Raw genomic sequence first — 18,334 nt, forward strand, 5'->3', positions numbered from 1 at the left:
CCCGTATGAAACGAGTAAATCTAATATTGGCGCTGTTTTTGGTAATGTTGGAAGGCTATTCCCAAACATCATGGGTACGTGTCAACCAGGTCGGTTACCTGGAAGACGACGTGAAAGTAGCCGTTTGGATCAGCAAGGAAAACAATGTCATCGACGAATTTCAGGTAATAGACCCGACCACGAAAGAGACCGTCTTTACAGGATCGGAAGTGGATATTCGTCCTACCGGAAAACAACCGGCATTCGAATCATCGGCACGACTTGACTTCTCTTCACTTAAAAGGCAAGGAACCTACATCGTGAAAACAGGTAAAGCTCAATCCGCCCCGTTTCGCATAGGTAACGATATATACGCCGGGGCAGCAGATATCCCATTACAATATATGCGCCAACAACGGTGCGGATACAATCCGTTCCTGAGAGACTCCTGCCACACCCACGACGCAATCTCTGTGGGCGATCCCGAAGGCAAACGTGATGGATTATATTTCAATGCTGTCGGCGGATGGCATGATGCGTCTGATTACCTGCAATACGTGACCACATCTGCCAATGCTGTCTACCAGATGCTTTTCGCATACAGCCGGTATCCCGAATCATTCGACGATCACTATGATGCCAATGGTCATGAAGGTGCGAACGGCATTCCCGATATCCTTGATGAAGCCAAATGGGGATTAGACTGGTTGGTGAAAATGAATCCCGACGCCGATACCTATTTCAATCAACTGGCCGACGACCGGGATCATGCGGGATTCACATTGCCCAATGAACAGAAGGTCGATTATGGTTGGGGAGCGGGAAAAGAACGCCCCGTCTATTTTATCAGCCCCAAACCACAGGGGTTGTTCAAGCATAAAAACAGAAGCACCGGCATGGCCTCTACCTTAGGAAAGTATGCCTCTTCATTTTCATTGGGCGCTCAATTGCTATCGCCTTATTACCCTGAATTTTCCTACATACTGGCACAAAAAGCCAAAAATGCTTATAAGAAAGGAACAGAAAATCCCGGAGTTTCTCAAACCGCACCGGGAGGAGCACCTTATTTCTACGAAGAAGACAACTGGGCGGATGATATGCAGTTGGCCGCTATGGAAATGTACAATGTCTCGGGAGAAAAAGAGTATTTAATACAAGCCGTCCAATATGGCAGGTGGGAACCTGTCACCCCCTGGATGGGTGCCGATTCGGCTCGGCACTATCAATGGTACCCGTTCGTGAATCTGGGAAATTACCATCTGGCAACGCAGCATAATGACCCATATGCTCAAAAAGAATTTATCAGGAATATGAAAACCGGATTACAGCGTGTAAAAGATCGTGCTGAGGGTGATGCTTTCCTGAATGGAATACCCTTTATATGGTGTTCCAATAATCTGACCGTCGGTTTTATCACCCAATGCAGGTTATATCACGAAATTACGGGGGACGATTCATTCCTTGAAATTGAAACCGCCTTGCGAGACTGGCTGCTAGGATGCAATCCATGGGGCACCTCCATGATCGTGGGGTATCCCGAACAGGGCGACACCCCCGAAGATCCCCATTCGGCATTTACACATCTCCTCCAAATACCGGTAACAGGAGGTATGGTAGATGGGCCTATCTACAATTCTATTTTCAGTAATTTAATAGGCATCTACCTTGCCAATGAGGATAAATATGCCGATTTTCAATCAGATTATATAGTATATCACGATGATTATGCCGACTATTCCACCAATGAGCCGACGATGGACGGTACCGCTTCGCTCACTTATTACTTCGGCTATCTGAGTGCACAAGCAAAGAAAGTGGAAAGAGTTGCAAGAGGTATTGTTCGTGGTGACAGGTCAAAAAAGCAAGTATCGCTTGTTTTTACCGGACATGAATATGCCGACGGAGCCAATATCATACGAAAAGTATTGAAAAAAAATAATGTAAATGCTTCTTTTTTCCTTACCGGTGATTTCTACAGAAAATATCCTACCATTACCCGGGATCTTCAGAAAGACGGACATTATCTCGGACCTCATTCCGATAAGCATCTTTTGTATGCCGATTGGCAAAAGCGTGATTCTACCCTAGTTTCACGGTCTGATTTTGAGAAAGACCTTCTTAACAACTATAAGACTATGGATGAAATAGGATTAAAGATTCAATTGCCACGCTATTTTATACCACCCTATGAATGGTATAATCAGGAAATCAGTGATTGGGCAAAAAGTAGGGGTGTACAAATAATCAATTTCACGCCCGGTACCACCTCCAATGCCGATTATACTATACCCGACATGAAGAATTACCTCTCGTCGGAAACAATTTACAATAATATCCTGCAATATGAAGAGAAAAACGGATTAAATGGTTTTGTCCTCCTTATCCATATTGGTACCGATCCTAAACGGACCGACAAATTGTATAATCGACTGGAGGACCTGATAAAAGAGTTAAAAAACAGGGGATATGAGTGGAGAAGTATAAATGAAATATTATAAACAATTCATTCTTTCTTCCTATTTTTGCACAAGACTACAGATACAAAAAATGATCGCATGAGAAAATCCTTTTTTATACTGCTTCTACTGGCCGTTTATTATTCTGCTTTTTCTCAGGATACTGTGGAAAATTCCTTGAAACAGAAGTTGAATAAATCACTAACCAATATCTATCGGGAAACGCTGCTACGCCCGGGAAAAGTGACGGTGGACAGCATCGCCATCAACGAAAGGGGAAAAAACATAGAGCTTCACACCAACCTGTCACTTTCCTACCTTCCCATGCGGGAGAATACTGTCTTTCAAATATACGATAGCGTGCGCTACCATCTTCCCTCAATACAAAAAAAATACACTATAAGTATTTTCTCCGACGGACAGGAGATCAGCCATCTGGTTCCTAATTATTTCCGCGATAAGCAGAAAGACAAGAATCGGATGATCGCACATAAGGTAAAGAAACCACTTGTCACCAATATTTCTTCTCCGGTAGAAGATTTCGAAAAAGGACTACAGAATAACCATATCGCGCTGTGGCAAAGTCACGGCTGGTACTATGAACAAAAGCTCGGACGATGGGAATGGCAACGGGCACGCATTTTCCGGACAGTGGAAGATCTATATACCCAAAGCTATGTATTACCCTTTCTGGTGCCAATGCTTGAAAATGCAGGTGCCAATGTACTGATGCCGCGTGAACGGGATTACAACAAGGTAGAACTGATCATTGATAATGACCAACAATCTCAAAGATACGGCAATTCTCAATACAGTGAAACCAATGGAAAGGAAAAGTGGAGAAATGCCTATTTACCCGGTTTTAGCCATTCCAAAGAGATCTATCGGGATGGAGAGAACCCCTTTCTGATGGGGGGTGCCAGACAGGTTAAAACCATACACAGGGGAGAGGAAAGCCTCGCCGAATGGCGACCTGACATTCCAGAAGAGGGAAAATATGGTGTTTATATCTCCTATCAAACACTGAAAAGCAGTAGTGAGGACGCACTTTATAGCGTATACCATGCCGGAGGAAAAACCGATTTTCATGTCAACCAGCAAATGGGTGGCGGCACCTGGATATTTTTAGGTTATTTTCAGTTCTACAAAGGTGATAACCATAAAATAACACTTTCCAACAGGAGTAGTCGTGCCGGCAGGATTATCACTGCCGATGCAGTAAAGATAGGCGGAGGAATGGGAAATATAGGAAGATCCGAGATAAGCGGTTACCCACGTTATACCGAAGGAGCGCGTTATTGGATGCAGTGGGCAGGCATACCCGACAGTGTATACAACCGTACCGACGGGAAGGACGATTATATCGATGACTATGCGTCACGCGGTGCATGGGTTAACTGGTTGGCGGGAGGTTCATCAGCACTTCCCGGGGAAGAAGGCCTCCATATCCCTTTGGACTTGGCTTTCGCATTTCATACCGATGCAGGCACTTTCTGGGGTGATACTATCGTCGGTACACTCGGTATCTATATGACACATTTCAACAACGAACTGTTTGAAAACGGAAAATCAAGGTGGGCTTCGCGCGATCTTTCCGAACTGGTAATGGATGAAATCGTAAAGGATATCAGAAGTAATTTCGAGCCCGATTGGACGCGTCGTCATCTCTGGAACCGCTCCTATGCCGAAGCACGAATGCCAAACGTACCCACTATGTTGTTGGAGTTGCTATCACATCAGAACTTTGCTGATATGCGCTACGGGCTGGATCCTTCCTTCCGGTTTATGGTAAGCCGGTCTATTTATAAGGGAATGCTCAAGTTCCTGGCAACCCAATACAACCGTCCATATATAGTACAACCACTACCGGTTAAAGAATTCAGTACCCGTTTCTCAGGTGATAACGAAGTAGAATTAAAATGGCAACCGACCTATGATGCGGCAGAACCATCAGCAACTCCTTCCCGGTATATCATCTATACACGTCTCAACACTGGGGGATTTGATAACGGGATTATGATAAATAACAATAACTGCCGCATATCCATTCAGAAAGATAGCATCTACAGCTTTAAAGTGGTAGCAGTAAACGACGGAGGAATCAGTTTCCCTTCGGAGATCCTCTCTGTCTGCCGGAAGACACATCAACAAGGAGAAGCAATAATTGTCAACGGGTTTACAAGGATATCGGCTCCATTCAGTTTTACCACTTCCGAAGATAGCATCGCCGGATTTTTTGGAAATGAAGACAATGGCGTTCCTTATATCGCCGACCACCATTTTATCGGTCAGATGCATGAATTCCGCAGGATAATCCCCTGGATGGACGACGACTCTTCCGGATTCGGAGACAGCGATGCGAATTACGAAACCACCGCAATTGCCGGAAACACTTTCGATTATCCCTTTATTCATGGGCAAGCCTTTGCCGAAGCTGGGTATTCATTTGTCTCCTCATCCGCGGCTGCCATTGAAAAGAAAGCCGTATCTTTACAATCCTATAAGGTTGTGGATTGGATACTGGGAAAACAGCGGGAATGGACGGTAGCACGGGGAGCTAAACCTCCACGCTTTAAAACCTTCTCCAAACCAAACCAGGAGATAATCACCGATTACTGTAATACTGGTGGAAACATCATCATCAGTGGTGCCTTTGTAGGAACCGACCTATGGGATAATCCACACGCTACTACAGAAGATAGGAAATGGGCGCAAAATATTCTCAAGTACAAATGGAGAAATAACTATGGAGCTGTCACCGGACAAATCAAGGCTGTATCTTCACCCTTCCCTGCCCTCCAAGGAAACTGGACCTACTATCACACCCTCAACAGTGAGAGTTATGTGGTGGAACATCCCGATGCCATTGAACCGGCAGATAAGAATGCTTTTACCGTCTTTCGTTATTCCGAAAACAATTTAAGCGCCGGCATCCTATATAAAGGAGAACAATATAGCACAGCCATTCTGGGATTTCCCATTGAGGCCGTCAAAAGCCGGGAGGATCGTAACCAATTGGTAAAAGGGCTGGTTGATGTGATGATGCGGTGATAACTGGTAATTAATAATTGGTAATTAAATGGGACAAATAAACGCTTTTATTCTTTTTACGCAACCGGAACAAGCAAGAAAAACTATAGAGGTACTAAAACAATCGGAACTGATACAAGAAATTTTTCTGCTTACACCCGATGAAACGGTCGCAACTACGGAAGGTTGTGACAAAATCGTTATCGATAAATTACAAAGCACGGAGACGGTCAAAAAAATCGCAGATAGATCCACTACCGGTTACTCGCTCATCTTTCAGAAACCGTCCGTACTGAAACCAGGGTATTTCGCCCTCGAACGAATGACCCGTATTGCCGAAGACACCCGCGCAGGGATGGTCTATGCCGATTACTATGCAATCACCAACGGCGAAAAGAAGAATCATCCTGTCATTGATTATCAGGAGGGAAGCCTGCGCGATGATTTTAATTTCGGATCATTATTGCTTTACAATGCCGATACTTTAAAAGAAGCCGCGGCAAGGATGGATGAAAACTACCAATTTGCGGGACTGTATGACCTGCGGCTCAAAGTATCACAACACCATCCCCTGGTACACATCAATGAATATCTTTATTCTGAAATAGAAGAAGACACACGCGCCTCGGGCGAAAAGATATTCGATTACGTGGACCCCAAAAACCGTCAGGTGCAGATCGAGATGGAACTGGCATGTACTCAACATCTCAAACAGATAGGAGCCTATCTGACACCTCAATTTAAGGAGATCGAATTCAATCAACACCATTTCGAATATGAAGCTTCGGTCATCATTCCGGTACGCAACCGCGTCAAGACTATTAAGGATGCTATTGACTCTGTGTTGAGACAAAAGACCAATTTCCCCTTCAACCTTATTGTAGTGGATAATTACTCTACTGACGGCACTTCGGACGCTATTGATAAATTCAAAGAAAATAAACGATTAATACATATTATCCCTGAAAGGGACGACCTGGGTATCGGCGGATGCTGGAATCTGGGTGTGCATCACCCTAAATGCGGTAAGTTTGCCGTACAACTCGACAGCGACGATGTCTATAGCAGGAAAGATACGCTGCAAAAAATAGTTGATGCTTTCTATGAACAGCAATGCGCCATGGTGGTCGGCACTTACCGAATGACCAACTTTGATATGGAAGAGATTCCGCCGGGCGTCATCGACCACCGCGAATGGACACCCGATAACGGTCGGAATAACGCACTGCGCATCAATGGGCTGGGTGCACCCCGCGCTTTCTATACACCTGTACTGCGTAATATCAAGGTACCCAACACCAGTTACGGTGAAGATTACGCCTTGGGATTGAATATCTCACGCCACTATCAAATTGGGCGTATTTATGACGTGCTTTACCTCTGCCGTCGATGGGAAGACAATAGCGATGCCTCACTTGATGTGGTGAAAATGAATGCGCATGACCTTTATAAAGACAGGATCAGGACATGGGAACTATTGGCAAGGAAAAATATTAGCAAGTGAAAAGTGAAAAATGGAGAGTGGAGAGTAAAGAGTGAAAATGGACGAAAACTGTTATAAATAAAATGAGTGAACCATTGATTCAGGTAGGAATATTATTGAGACAACAGAAAATTGATTTTTTACTGTCCACCGGTTATAAGTTGCATGGAAAAGAAATGCAACCGGGTGATTATTCGGTTGAGGTGGCAAACGGAAAGATTCTTTTTAATGGAGAAACGTTTGATGAACTTATTTTCGAAGCCGGAGACATACACCAGAATGCTTTCGGATTAATGAACGTGATTATCGGAGTACAGTTCCATTGGGAACGAAAAGAAAACCAACAATTTTTGGGTAGCCTGAAATTTATTGTGGAAAACAACAGTATTTCGGCAATTAATATCGTTGCATTGGAAGATTATCTTACCAGCGTAATCTCATCCGAAATGAGCGCTACCAGTTCAGAGGAGTTACTCAAAGCACATGCCGTCATCTCTAGAAGTTGGCTACTGGCACAAATCCAAAAGAGTCAAACTCTTGAAAGCTCCGTAATCGGCTACCGGACTTCATTTGAAACGCCTACAGAGATATTTCGCTGGTACGACCGGGAAAACCATGAGCGGTTTGACGTTTGCGCCGACGACCATTGTCAGCGTTATCAGGGAATTACCCGTCAGTCCACTGATCTGGTAAAGAAAGTAATCAGGGAGACTCGGGGAGAAGTACTCCACTATAACGGCACCATTTGTGATGCCCGCTTTTCTAAATGTTGCGGTGGCATAATGGAGACATTCGAAAATGTATGGGAACCTGTGCCACATCCTTATCTACAGGCAAGACCAGATAATACCGAAGATTCGCTCCTACCCGACCTGACCATCGAGGAAAATGCCGAAGAATGGATCCGCACCTCTCCTCCAGCCTTCTGTAATACACAGGATGTAATTGTATTAAGACAGGTATTGAATGATTATGACCGGGAAACAGCTGATTTCTACCGATGGAAGACAACCTATACCCAGAAAGAGTTTTCCTCTATTATCAGGGAGCGTTCAGGAATCGATTTCGGAGAAATTATTGCCCTGCAAGCACTCGAAAGGGGTGCTTCAGGTCGTATTATCCGACTGAAAATCATTGGTACAGAAAGGGTGATGACAATAGGGAAAGAACTGGAAATCCGACGCATCTTATCGAAGTCTCACCTCTACAGTTCAGCATTCGTCGTGGATACCGAAGATGAAGATGACATGGGAATTCCTCAGAAATTCATATTCACTGGTGCAGGATGGGGCCATGGCGTTGGATTATGTCAGATAGGAGCCGCCATTATGGCCAAAAAGGGACAGGGTTATCTTAAAATACTGACGCATTATTTTCCTCAATCGGAAACAGTAAAAAATTATTGATGACTAATGACTAATTATGAGATATGAATTATATTGAAAAGGAAAATATTATCATGGCAAATCAAAAACGACAAAAAGTAATATCTAATTGGTAATTATATAGCGATGAAAACAACACGCAATCCCTGGACATGGATACCTACCTTGTACTTTGCCGAAGGATTACCTTATGTGGCAGTTATGGTCATTTCAGTTGTCATGTACAAACGATTTGGGTTATCGAATACAGAGATAGCCCTATACAGCAGCTGGCTCTACCTTCCATGGGTTATCAAACCGGTCTGGAGCCCGTTTGTGGATATCCTGAAAACCAAAAGGTGGTGGATCGTGTCTATGCAGTTGCTCATAGGCGCCGGATTCGCAGGTATCGCCTTTACCCTCCCCACCCCTTTCTTCCTGCAAGCATCACTTGCTTTCTTCTGGCTGATGGCTTTCAGCTCCGCCACGCATGATATTGCAGCCGACGGCTTTTATATGCTTGCACTGGACGATTCACAACAGTCGTTCTTTGTCGGTATCCGTAGCACCTTTTACCGTCTGGCCTCCATTACCGGACAAGGATTACTGATTATTCTGGCTGGCTTCCTCGAGACAAGTACCGGCAACATCTCTTATGCATGGAGTATCACTTTTTTCATCCTGGCCGGACTATTTATCGCGTTCTTTGCGTGGCATCGCTTTGTATTGCCACATCCTGCGAGCGACACGGGAAAAATGGCACATACTCCAAATGACATTCTGATCGAATTCGGCAATACAATCAAAACCTTTTTCACGAAAAAGGGAATTGGAGTGGCTATTGCCTTTATGCTGCTATACAGACTGGCTGAAGCCATGCTGGTGAAACTTACTTACCCATTTCTGCTGGACGGACGTGAGCAGGGAGGTCTGGGATTAAGCACTCAGGATGCAGGTATAGCGTATGGAACAGTAGGAGTGTTAGCACTTACGTTAGGCGGCATTGTAGGAGGGATAGTAGCTTCCAGAAAGGGATTAAAATACTGGATATGGCCTATGGCACTGACCATTACACTTCCTAACATCGCCTACCTTTTGTTGGCAATATACCAACCTGAGAATTTTATTTGGGTAAATCTGGCGGTAGCCACCGAACAGTTCGGTTATGGCTTCGGATTCACAGCTTATATGCTTTTCCTGATCTATTTCTCCCAAGGTGAACATAAGACAGCACATTATTCTATCTGCACGGGATTTATGGCACTGGGAATGATGCTCCCGGGCATGATTGCCGGCTGGATCCAGGAACAGTTGGGCTACGTGAATTTCTTTATCTTCATCGTGATAGCCATTATCCCGACACTTGTACTTATTCCCTTTTTAAAGATTGACAAGGAATTCGGAAAAGCGAAAAACTGATGTGACAAGGTGATGATTTACTGATATGATAATTTACTGATCCCGATAAATCGGGACGAATAGTGTTGATGAAGCTAATAATAATATGAATAAATTTTTACTGTTTATAGCATTCGGCCTGCTTATCCATTTGACCTCTTCCGCACAAAAGATAAACATAAAGACGGGAATCGAAGTGTTGAAAGAGTCCAATTTTAAAGTGTTGCAAGGAAAACGGGTGGGATTGATAACCAATCCAACGGGAGTCGATAACCACTTGAAGTCGACCATCGATATTCTGCATGAAGCTCCCAACGTGCAACTGATTGCCCTTTACGGTCCTGAACATGGCGTACGGGGAGATGTACACGCCGGAGATAAGATCGAATCATTTACCGATCCCAATACCGGAGTACCCGTCCATTCACTCTACGGAGCCACCCGGAAGCCTACCCAAGAGATGCTGGAAGGAGTAGATGTACTTGTTTATGATATCCAGGATATCGGATGTCGCTCCTATACTTACATCTCAACCATGTACCTGGCGATGCAGGCAGCAGCAGAAAACGATATCGAATTCGTGGTACTCGACCGGCCGAATCCGTTGGGAGGACTCAAAGTAGAAGGAAACCTGGTAGAAGAAGGATTCTTCTCTTTCGTAAGCCAACTTAGAATCCCGTATGTATACGGCCTGACTTGTGGTGAACTGGCCGAAATGCTTATCGGCGAAAAGATGATTGCACAGCCTTGTAAATTGACGGTGATAAAGATGAAAAAGTGGCGTCGTAAAATGAACTTCGAAGAAACAGGCTTACCCTGGGTTCCTACCTCACCTCATATACCTTTCGCCCATTCAGCCTATTTTTATCCTGTTTCGGGAATATTAGGCGAACTGGGCTATATATCCATCGGTGTAGGTTATACATTGCCTTTTGAGATGTTTGCCGCCAACTGGATCAATGCCGAAGAATTTGCCCGGGGACTCAACGCGAAACGGCTGTCGGGAGTTATTTTTCGTCCTATCCATCTAAAACCATATTATGCGGTTGGACAAGGAAACAACTTTCAGGGAGTACAAATATACCTCACCGATTTTCAAAAAGCGCGTCTGTCAGATATCCAGTTTCATGTAATGGAGGTAGCCGCAGCACTCTATCCTGACAAGAAAGTGTTCGATCACGCTCCTGAAAATAGGTTTAACATGTTCGACAAAGTGAGTGGCAGCGATTTTATCCGTCTTGAATTTTCCAAAAATCATCGTTTTGCAGATATCCAATCCTACTGGACAAAAGATGAGGAAACTTTCAAAAAATTATCAAAGAAATATTACCTTTACAAATAGTATGCTTCACGCGATAATAGCTGCGCCGATAAAAATTGTCAATTGTCAGTTAATAATCAGCAATCAGTAGTTTTAAAATATATGAACACAATTGATCCTTCCCTACAGAGCGGCCGTTTACTCTCGCTCGACATCCTCCGGGGAATCACTATCGCCGGCATGATTATGGTCAACAACCCCGGTTCATGGAGTGCAGTCTATGCCCCCCTCCGTCACGCCCATTGGCACGGACTCACCCCTACCGATCTGGTATTTCCGTTTTTTATGTTTATTATGGGTGTATCCACCTTTATGTCGTTACGGAAATTCCATTTCGAACCGTCGAAAGTGGCCATCTGGAAAATTATACGGCGTACCGTTCTTATTTTTGTAATCGGTCTGGCATTGGGATGGTTTGGACAACTGTGTAGGGGACTGGCCTCAGGAGAGCCTTTCATTCAAGCGGCCTCCCATTTTGATACCCTCCGTATATTAGGTGTACTGCAGCGATTGGGGTTGGCTTATGGTTTCGCAGCCATGATCGTCCTATTCGTGAAAAGTAAATATCTGCCGTGGGTAACAGCCTTGTTGTTAATAAGCTATTTCCTGATCCTGCAATTTGGAAAAGGATTCGAAATGTCGGAACAGAACATCATTGCGGTGATTGACCGTGCATTATGGGGACCCGACCACATGTATAAAGATACGACTCCTTCAGGTGAATGGATTGCATTTGATCCCGAGGGGTTGCTTAGTACGCTTCCCTCTATCGCCCACGTACTGATCGGATTCCTATTCGGCAAATTAATTGTTGACAATAAAGAGAATCATACCCGTGTGGAGAAGTTGCTGATCTGGGGTACCATCCTCTCCTTTGCCGGATTACTGCTGCAGTATGGCTGTCCGATCAACAAGAAAATATGGAGCCCTACCTTCGTCCTCACCACCACTGGATTTGCCGCCCAGCTGCTGGGCCTACTGATCTGGATCATCGATATCAATAAAAAAGAGCGGTGGAGCCGGTTCTTTCACGCATTCGGTGTCAATCCGCTTATCGTGTATATTTTTGCCGGAGTATTCGCGATCCTGCTCTCTAACATCAGGTTCACGGTGCAGGGAAAAGCCATTTCTATCAAGGGGTTTGTCTATGAGATATTACTGCGCCCCTGGGCGGGTAATTATTTCGGTTCATTGCTATATGCGCTCCTGTTTGTTACTACCTGCTGGCTCTTCGGCTATATTCTTTACAAACGCAATATTTACATTAAAATATAAGCCTATCATTGAGATAAATTATGATAACTTCGGAAAAAGAAATTTTAATTGCCGACAGTGGCGCCACGAAAACGGACTGGTGTTTTACAAAAAATGGAAAGATAATACATCGTTTTTCCGGGGAAGGTATTAGCCCCGTATTCCAGACGGGAGATGAGATCGCCCGGAAGATCAGGACGCATGTATACCCTATACTAAAAGGTGTCAGGATCGACGCGGTCTATTTCTACGGAGCCGGATGTATTCCGGAAAAAACGGGATTGGTAAGGGATGCTATTCACGAATCATTCCCCATCGATAACATACGGGTTCACAGTGACTTGATAGCAGCGACTCATAGTCTTTGCGGGCGTAATACCGGGATTGCCTGTATTCTGGGAACCGGTAGTAATTCCTGTCAATGGAACGGTGAAGAGATCGTGAAACAAATTTCACCACTCGGTTTTATTTTGGGTGATGAAGGAAGCGGTGCCGTATTGGGGAAAAATCTGGTGAGTGATGCGCTGAAAAATCAACTCACTAAAGGGCTGAAGGAGATGTTACTCGAAGAGTATGGACTTACCCCCGCAATCATCATAGAAAAAGTTTACCGGCAACCTTTCCCGAATCGTTTTTTGGCAAGTCTCTGCCCATTCCTTCTCACACATATTGGCGACCCTACTATCCGACTGATCGTTACACGCAGCTTTTCTGCTTTTTTTGAAAGGAACGTGATGCAGTATGATTATCAAAAGAATAAAGTTAATTTTGTGGGTTCTATCGCATGGTATTTTTCCACCCCCTTGAAACAAGTCGCTACAGAAAAAGGAATTGAAGTAGGGACAATTGTTCAATCCCCCATGTCGGGGCTGATTGATTACTACAATCACTAATCAATTGAAAATGACCATATAACCAACAAATCAACGAATCAACACATTATCAAAACAACAATATGTCTTTCATCAAAATAACAGAACAATCGTCATTTTATGACAATCTGGAACAAAAACCAGTTCTTGAAATCCTCACCGAGATCAACCGAGAAGACCGGAAAGTAGCACTGGCCGTGCAAAAAACCATTCCTGAAATTGAGAAACTAGTCACAGGGATAGTGGCAAGGATGCAACGTGGAGGACGTCTTTTTTATATCGGTGCCGGTACGAGCGGCAGGCTTGGTGTGCTCGATGCCTCCGAAATTCCACCTACTTTCGGTATGCCCGACACGTATGTGATTGGACTGATTGCCGGAGGAGATGTCGCATTACGCAAACCGGTCGAAGCTGCCGAAGATAACCTTGAGAAAGCATGGGAGGAGCTCACAGCATGCGATATCAACCAGAATGACGTGCTGGTAGGCATTGCCGCCTCGGGTACTACTCCTTATGTGATAGGAGCGTTACGTCGTGCACGAAAAGAAGGTATCCTTACGGCAGCCATCTGTTGCAACCCTGGTTCTCCCGTAGCCGCCGAGGCGGAGATAAAGATAGAGCCCATCGTCGGACCTGAATATGTGACAGGCAGTACACGGATGAAAGCGGGTACAGCCCAGAAAATGGTGCTGAACATGATTACTACGAGCACCATGATCAAGCTTGGCAGGGTAAAAGGCAACCGCATGGTCAATATGCAACTCACCAACCAAAAGCTGGTGGATAGAGGTACCCGTATGATCATCGATGAACTGGGACTATCCTACGAGCAGGCCAAGAATCTGCTCCTCCTCCATGGCTCAGTCAAAAATGCCATCAACAGTTATCATTCCTAATCATTCATTTTCTACCCTTAACAGTTAATTATCAGTTCTTAATTTTACAATTATGCTCCGAATTCCAACTCTCCTGCTTCTAATCGTTGTATTCACATCTGCGATGGCACAGGACATAGAATACAAAACAGTCTCCAATATCCCCTATTACCCGGGAGAAGTGCGCACGCAAGACAGTTATATTACTGAACGATGTGTACTTGATATCTACTATCCCATAAATAAAAAAGATTTCACCACCGTAGTCTGGTTTCACGGTGGCGGCCTTACAGGTGGCAGTAAAGAACTTCCCCAAGCATTAAAAGACAAAGGGCTGTGCATTATTGGGGTGAACTATCGCCTTGCTCCGAGAGTGAAGGCACCCGCTTATATCGAGGATGCGGCAGCGGCAGTGGCATGGGTTTTTAAAAATATCGGAAAATATGGAGGCGATGCGTCACGGGTATTTGTATCGGGACATTCTGCCGGTGGATACCTGGCCATGATGGTCGGTCTGGATAAACAATACCTTGCCCCCCATGGTGTTGATGCCAACAGTATCGCCGGCCTGATTCCCTTTAGCGGACAGGCTATCACCCATTTCACCATACGTGCGGAGAATAACATACCCGACAAACAACCGGTTATAGACAAATATGCACCGCTATTCCACGTACGTGCCGACGCCCCTCCCATGCTACTGATCACCGGTGACCGCGAGCTGGAACTTCTGGGCCGTTACGAAGAGAACGCCTATCTCGCCCGCATGATGAAAGTGGCGGGACATCAGCATACCCGTTTGCTCGAACTGGATGGATATGGCCATGACATGGCATATCCCGCTTTCCCCTTGATGCTGGATGAAATAACTCGCTTCAGCAAATCAAAATAAATAGGAGGACCTCATTTATTTTGCCTACCTTTGCAAGTTCAACAATTAGCTTTACTGAAAATAAAGAAGATATGCTGACGAACGTCTGTCTCAAAGGGACTGAAGAGTTATATGCCACACCTATTTTACAGCAAACAGCTTTCTGGTCGGAGGTCAAAACATCACTGGGAGTTAACACCCTTGCCATTAATTTTACAGCCCAAAGGTCCGATCTTTTTCCTAAACTGGTAGATCAGTCATATATACAATCTGACCTGCTGGTTGTGCTTCAGCAAATCGACCGGAATCATTGCGTGGCATATGTGCCTTATGGTCCGGAAATTGAACCAACCGACGAGTTCCAAGGCATGTTCCTTGAAGAACTCTCCGAATCGCTCCGATCGGTGTTGCCTATAAATTGCATACTTATCCGCTACGATCTTTGTTGGGAATCGTATTGGGCCAGAGAGAAAGATCATTTCGACGAAAACGGGATATGGAAAGGTGAACCCGAAAGCCACTCCCAAGAACTTCGTTTCAATTTCAATACACATAACTGGAATTTCAAAAAAGCCTACTCTAATATTTTACCGGCCAACACTATCTATTTAGACTTGACACGGGACAGCGAAACTCTTCTTGGAAGAATGAAGCCAAAAACCCGCTACAATATTAGATTAGCACATCGAAAAGGGATAACGGTAAGATCGATGGGGATGGAAGGAATGGATATCTGGTATGAACTCTATAAAGAGACCGCTACCCGTAACCATCTACTGTTGAACGACATAAAATACTTTCGGGCAGTACTTGATGCCCGAGCGGACAATACCAGTTCGCCAGCCGACGTGAGCCTGCTGATCGCAGAGTACAACGGTAAACCACTCGCAGCCATGTTTTTGGTCATCACAGGGAACAGAGGATCTTATCTTTATGGTGCCTCTTCATCGGAACATCGCAATCTGATGGCTACCTATGCACTTCAATGGGAAGCAATCCTCAAGTCCCAACAGGTGGGTTGTACCGAATACGATATGTTCGGCATTTCCCCTTCCCCCGACCCCGAACATCCGTTATATGGTTTATATAAATTCAAATCAGGCTTCGGAGGCGATATATACCACAGCCTGGGATGCTGGGATTATCCGCTTGATAATAAAAAATATACCCTCTTTCGTGCCTCTGAACTCCACAGTCAAGGGTACCATTTAAGTTAAAACTTTATTAAAATTTACTTTTCTATTTAAAATTCATTTCATATCTTTGGGTTATGTAAAAACTCATCGTTTTCGTCAAGCAAGATCGGAACAGATCTATTTGTTTTACCGTGCATAGAAAACATTTAATGAAATTGAATTTTATGAATATCCTACAAAATGCCGAACCCTTGCTGCGAATCTTTTGGTATATCGCAGCTCCTGTTACTGTGATTTTTATAATTCAGACAATCCTTACGTTTGTGGGAGGGGATTCCATGGATGGAGTAGAAGCCGATTTCGAAGGTGACCTGAGTGATGGAGACGCTCCTTTTCAACTGTTCTCACTTCGGAACCTCATCAATTTCTTACTTGGCTTCGGATGGGGAGGAATCACATTTTACACCCTTATACCAAATAAAACACTGCTTATTTCAGTGGCCGTAATTACAGGCATCCTGTTCGTTGCTATCTTTTTCATCACGGTCAAGATATTCCTGCGACTGGCCGAAGATAATTCGTTCAAGATGGAAAAGGCACTTCATAAAACAGCCGAAGTATATCTGACTATCCCGGCCAACCGTATGGGAAAAGGTAAAATATTGATCAGCGTAGGGGGATCGCTGCGGGAACTGGATGCCCTTACCGACGAGAAAGAACCCATCTATTCCCAATCCACGGTAAAAATTGTCAAAATTGAAAATAACAATATTCTAATAGTTGAAAAAATTTAAATATATGTCACCCGAAACACTATCATCGCCCATGTTTTTAATTATTGTACTTGCTGTCGTCATCTTTGTGACCATTCTTGCGCTGGCATCACGCTTTAAAAGATGTCCTTCCGATAAAATATTGGTCGTCTACGGACGTACCGGCGGATCATCCGCACGTTGTATCCATGGTGGAGGTGCTTTCATCTGGCCTGTTATCCAAGACTATGCCTATCTCGACCTCAAGCCATTATCGATAGAGGCCAACCTCACCAATGCACTGAGTCGCCAGAATATCAGGGTAGACGTCCCATCCCGTTTCACCATCGCCATCTCATCCGAACCGGAACTAATGAACACCGCCGCAGAAAGGTTACTCGGACTTACCCCGGACAAAATCAGGGAACTGGCTTCCGATATCCTTTTCGGACAACTCCGTCTGGTGATTGCCACGATGTCTATCGAAGAGATCAACTCCGACCGTGATAAGTTCCTCGAAGCCATCTCCAAAACAGTCGACTCGGAGTTAAAGAAGGTAGGATTAAAACTGATCAATGTGAATGTAACCGATATCAAAGACGAGTCGGGTTACATCGAGGCATTAGGAAAGGAAGCTGCCGCCAAGGCCATCAATGAAGCCAAGATAAGTGTGGCGGAACAGGAAAAAATTGGAGAAACCGGTAAGGCCATAGCCGATAAAGACCGTGAAGTGAGCATTGCCGCTGCCCGTAAGGACGAGGCGATCGGTAAAGCCGAAGCCGACAAGCTAACTCGTATCAAAACCTCGGAAGCCAATGCCACTGCGGTAGAAGGAGAAAATACGGCAAAGATCACCATTGCCCAATCCGATGCTGCACGCCGGGAAAAAGAAGCCGAAGCGGCACGCCTTGCCGTAGCAGCTGAAAAAGTACAACAAGCAAAAGCGTTGGAAGAGGCCTATTCTGCCGAACAGAAAGCGGAAAATGCCCGTGCGGAGCGCGAACGTTCTACAGAGACTGCCAATATAGTAGTACCTGCTGAAATAGCCAAGCAAAAAGCCATCATCGACGCTCAGGCCGAAGCCGAACGCATCCGTGTACAGGCCAAAGGAGAAGCTGATGCCATCTTTGCCAAGATGGATGCCGAAGCACGCGGCCTATTCGAGATATTGAACAAACAGGCGCAGGGATACAAAGATGTGGTTTCGGCGGCAGGAGGTGATCCCGACAAAGCCTATCAGCTGCTGATGATCGAAAAACTGCCTGAACTAATCAAGACACAGGTAGAAGCGGTGAAGAACCTCAAGATCGACAAGGTAACCGTTTGGGATTCCGGTAACAATCAGGACGGCAAAGGATCCACCGCCAACTTCCTCTCCGGGTTGATGAAGACCATTCCCCCACTCGACGACCTCTTCAATATGGCCGGAATGAACTTGCCCAATTATCTAAAAGGAGAAAACAAACCGGAAATTATTCCTATAGAAGAATCCGATTCTGAAGCCGATGAACAATAGTTAGATAACAGAGCACAAACCGATACC

General features: G+C 44.8%; 13 protein-coding genes. All 13 read left to right on the forward strand.

Annotated features, from left to right (window positions below; all coding sequences use genetic code 11):
• Window positions 1-5: 5 nt before the first annotated feature.
• Complete coding sequence (locus B4G81_RS13110) at window positions 6-2,477, forward strand: glycoside hydrolase family 9 protein (RefSeq protein ID WP_294083226.1); 2,472 nt, start codon at window positions 6-8, stop codon at window positions 2,475-2,477.
• A gap of 57 nt (window positions 2,478-2,534) precedes the next feature.
• Complete coding sequence (locus B4G81_RS13115; protein WP_294083228.1) at window positions 2,535-5,486, forward strand: xanthan lyase; 2,952 nt, start codon at window positions 2,535-2,537, stop codon at window positions 5,484-5,486.
• 28 nt (window positions 5,487-5,514) lie between these two features.
• The gene (locus B4G81_RS13120) at window positions 5,515-6,969 is read left to right on the forward strand and encodes a glycosyltransferase family 2 protein (RefSeq protein WP_294083230.1); all 1,455 of its coding nucleotides are present in this window, start codon (window positions 5,515-5,517) and stop codon (window positions 6,967-6,969) included.
• A 62-nt stretch (window positions 6,970-7,031) separates the two neighbouring features.
• Window positions 7,032-8,354 (forward strand): SpoIID/LytB domain-containing protein, encoded by a 1,323-nt coding sequence (locus tag B4G81_RS13125; RefSeq protein WP_294083231.1) that lies wholly within the window; start codon window positions 7,032-7,034, stop codon window positions 8,352-8,354.
• Window positions 8,355-8,459: 105 nt separating this feature from the next.
• Window positions 8,460-9,731 (forward strand): MFS transporter, encoded by a 1,272-nt coding sequence (locus B4G81_RS13130; protein ID WP_294083232.1) that lies wholly within the window; start codon window positions 8,460-8,462, stop codon window positions 9,729-9,731.
• A gap of 85 nt (window positions 9,732-9,816) precedes the next feature.
• Window positions 9,817-11,052, forward strand: coding sequence for an exo-beta-N-acetylmuramidase NamZ family protein (locus tag B4G81_RS13135; RefSeq protein WP_294083233.1), 1,236 nt, complete (start codon window positions 9,817-9,819; stop codon window positions 11,050-11,052).
• Between the two features lie 81 nt (window positions 11,053-11,133).
• Window positions 11,134-12,306 (forward strand): acyltransferase family protein, encoded by a 1,173-nt coding sequence (locus B4G81_RS13140; protein ID WP_294083234.1) that lies wholly within the window; start codon window positions 11,134-11,136, stop codon window positions 12,304-12,306.
• 20 nt (window positions 12,307-12,326) lie between these two features.
• The gene (locus B4G81_RS13145; protein ID WP_294083235.1) at window positions 12,327-13,178 is read left to right on the forward strand and encodes an ATPase; all 852 of its coding nucleotides are present in this window, start codon (window positions 12,327-12,329) and stop codon (window positions 13,176-13,178) included.
• 62 nt (window positions 13,179-13,240) lie between these two features.
• Complete coding sequence (gene murQ, locus B4G81_RS13150; protein ID WP_294083236.1) at window positions 13,241-14,053, forward strand: N-acetylmuramic acid 6-phosphate etherase; 813 nt, start codon at window positions 13,241-13,243, stop codon at window positions 14,051-14,053.
• 52 nt (window positions 14,054-14,105) lie between these two features.
• Complete coding sequence (locus B4G81_RS13155) at window positions 14,106-14,924, forward strand: alpha/beta hydrolase (RefSeq protein ID WP_294083237.1); 819 nt, start codon at window positions 14,106-14,108, stop codon at window positions 14,922-14,924.
• Window positions 14,925-14,995: 71 nt separating this feature from the next.
• Window positions 14,996-16,120, forward strand: a complete 1,125-nt coding sequence (locus B4G81_RS13160) for a lipid II:glycine glycyltransferase FemX (RefSeq protein WP_294083238.1) — start codon at window positions 14,996-14,998, stop codon at window positions 16,118-16,120.
• 143 nt (window positions 16,121-16,263) lie between these two features.
• A complete protein-coding gene (locus tag B4G81_RS13165) occupies window positions 16,264-16,833 on the forward strand; it encodes a serine protease (protein WP_294083240.1) in 570 nt (189 codons plus the stop codon).
• Window positions 16,834-16,837: 4 nt separating this feature from the next.
• Window positions 16,838-18,307, forward strand: coding sequence for a flotillin family protein (locus B4G81_RS13170; protein ID WP_294083242.1), 1,470 nt, complete (start codon window positions 16,838-16,840; stop codon window positions 18,305-18,307).
• Window positions 18,308-18,334 lie beyond the last annotated feature (27 nt).

Source organism: Proteiniphilum sp. UBA5384, from assembly GCF_002410825.1.
Lineage (GTDB): Bacteria > Bacteroidota > Bacteroidia > Bacteroidales > Dysgonomonadaceae > Proteiniphilum.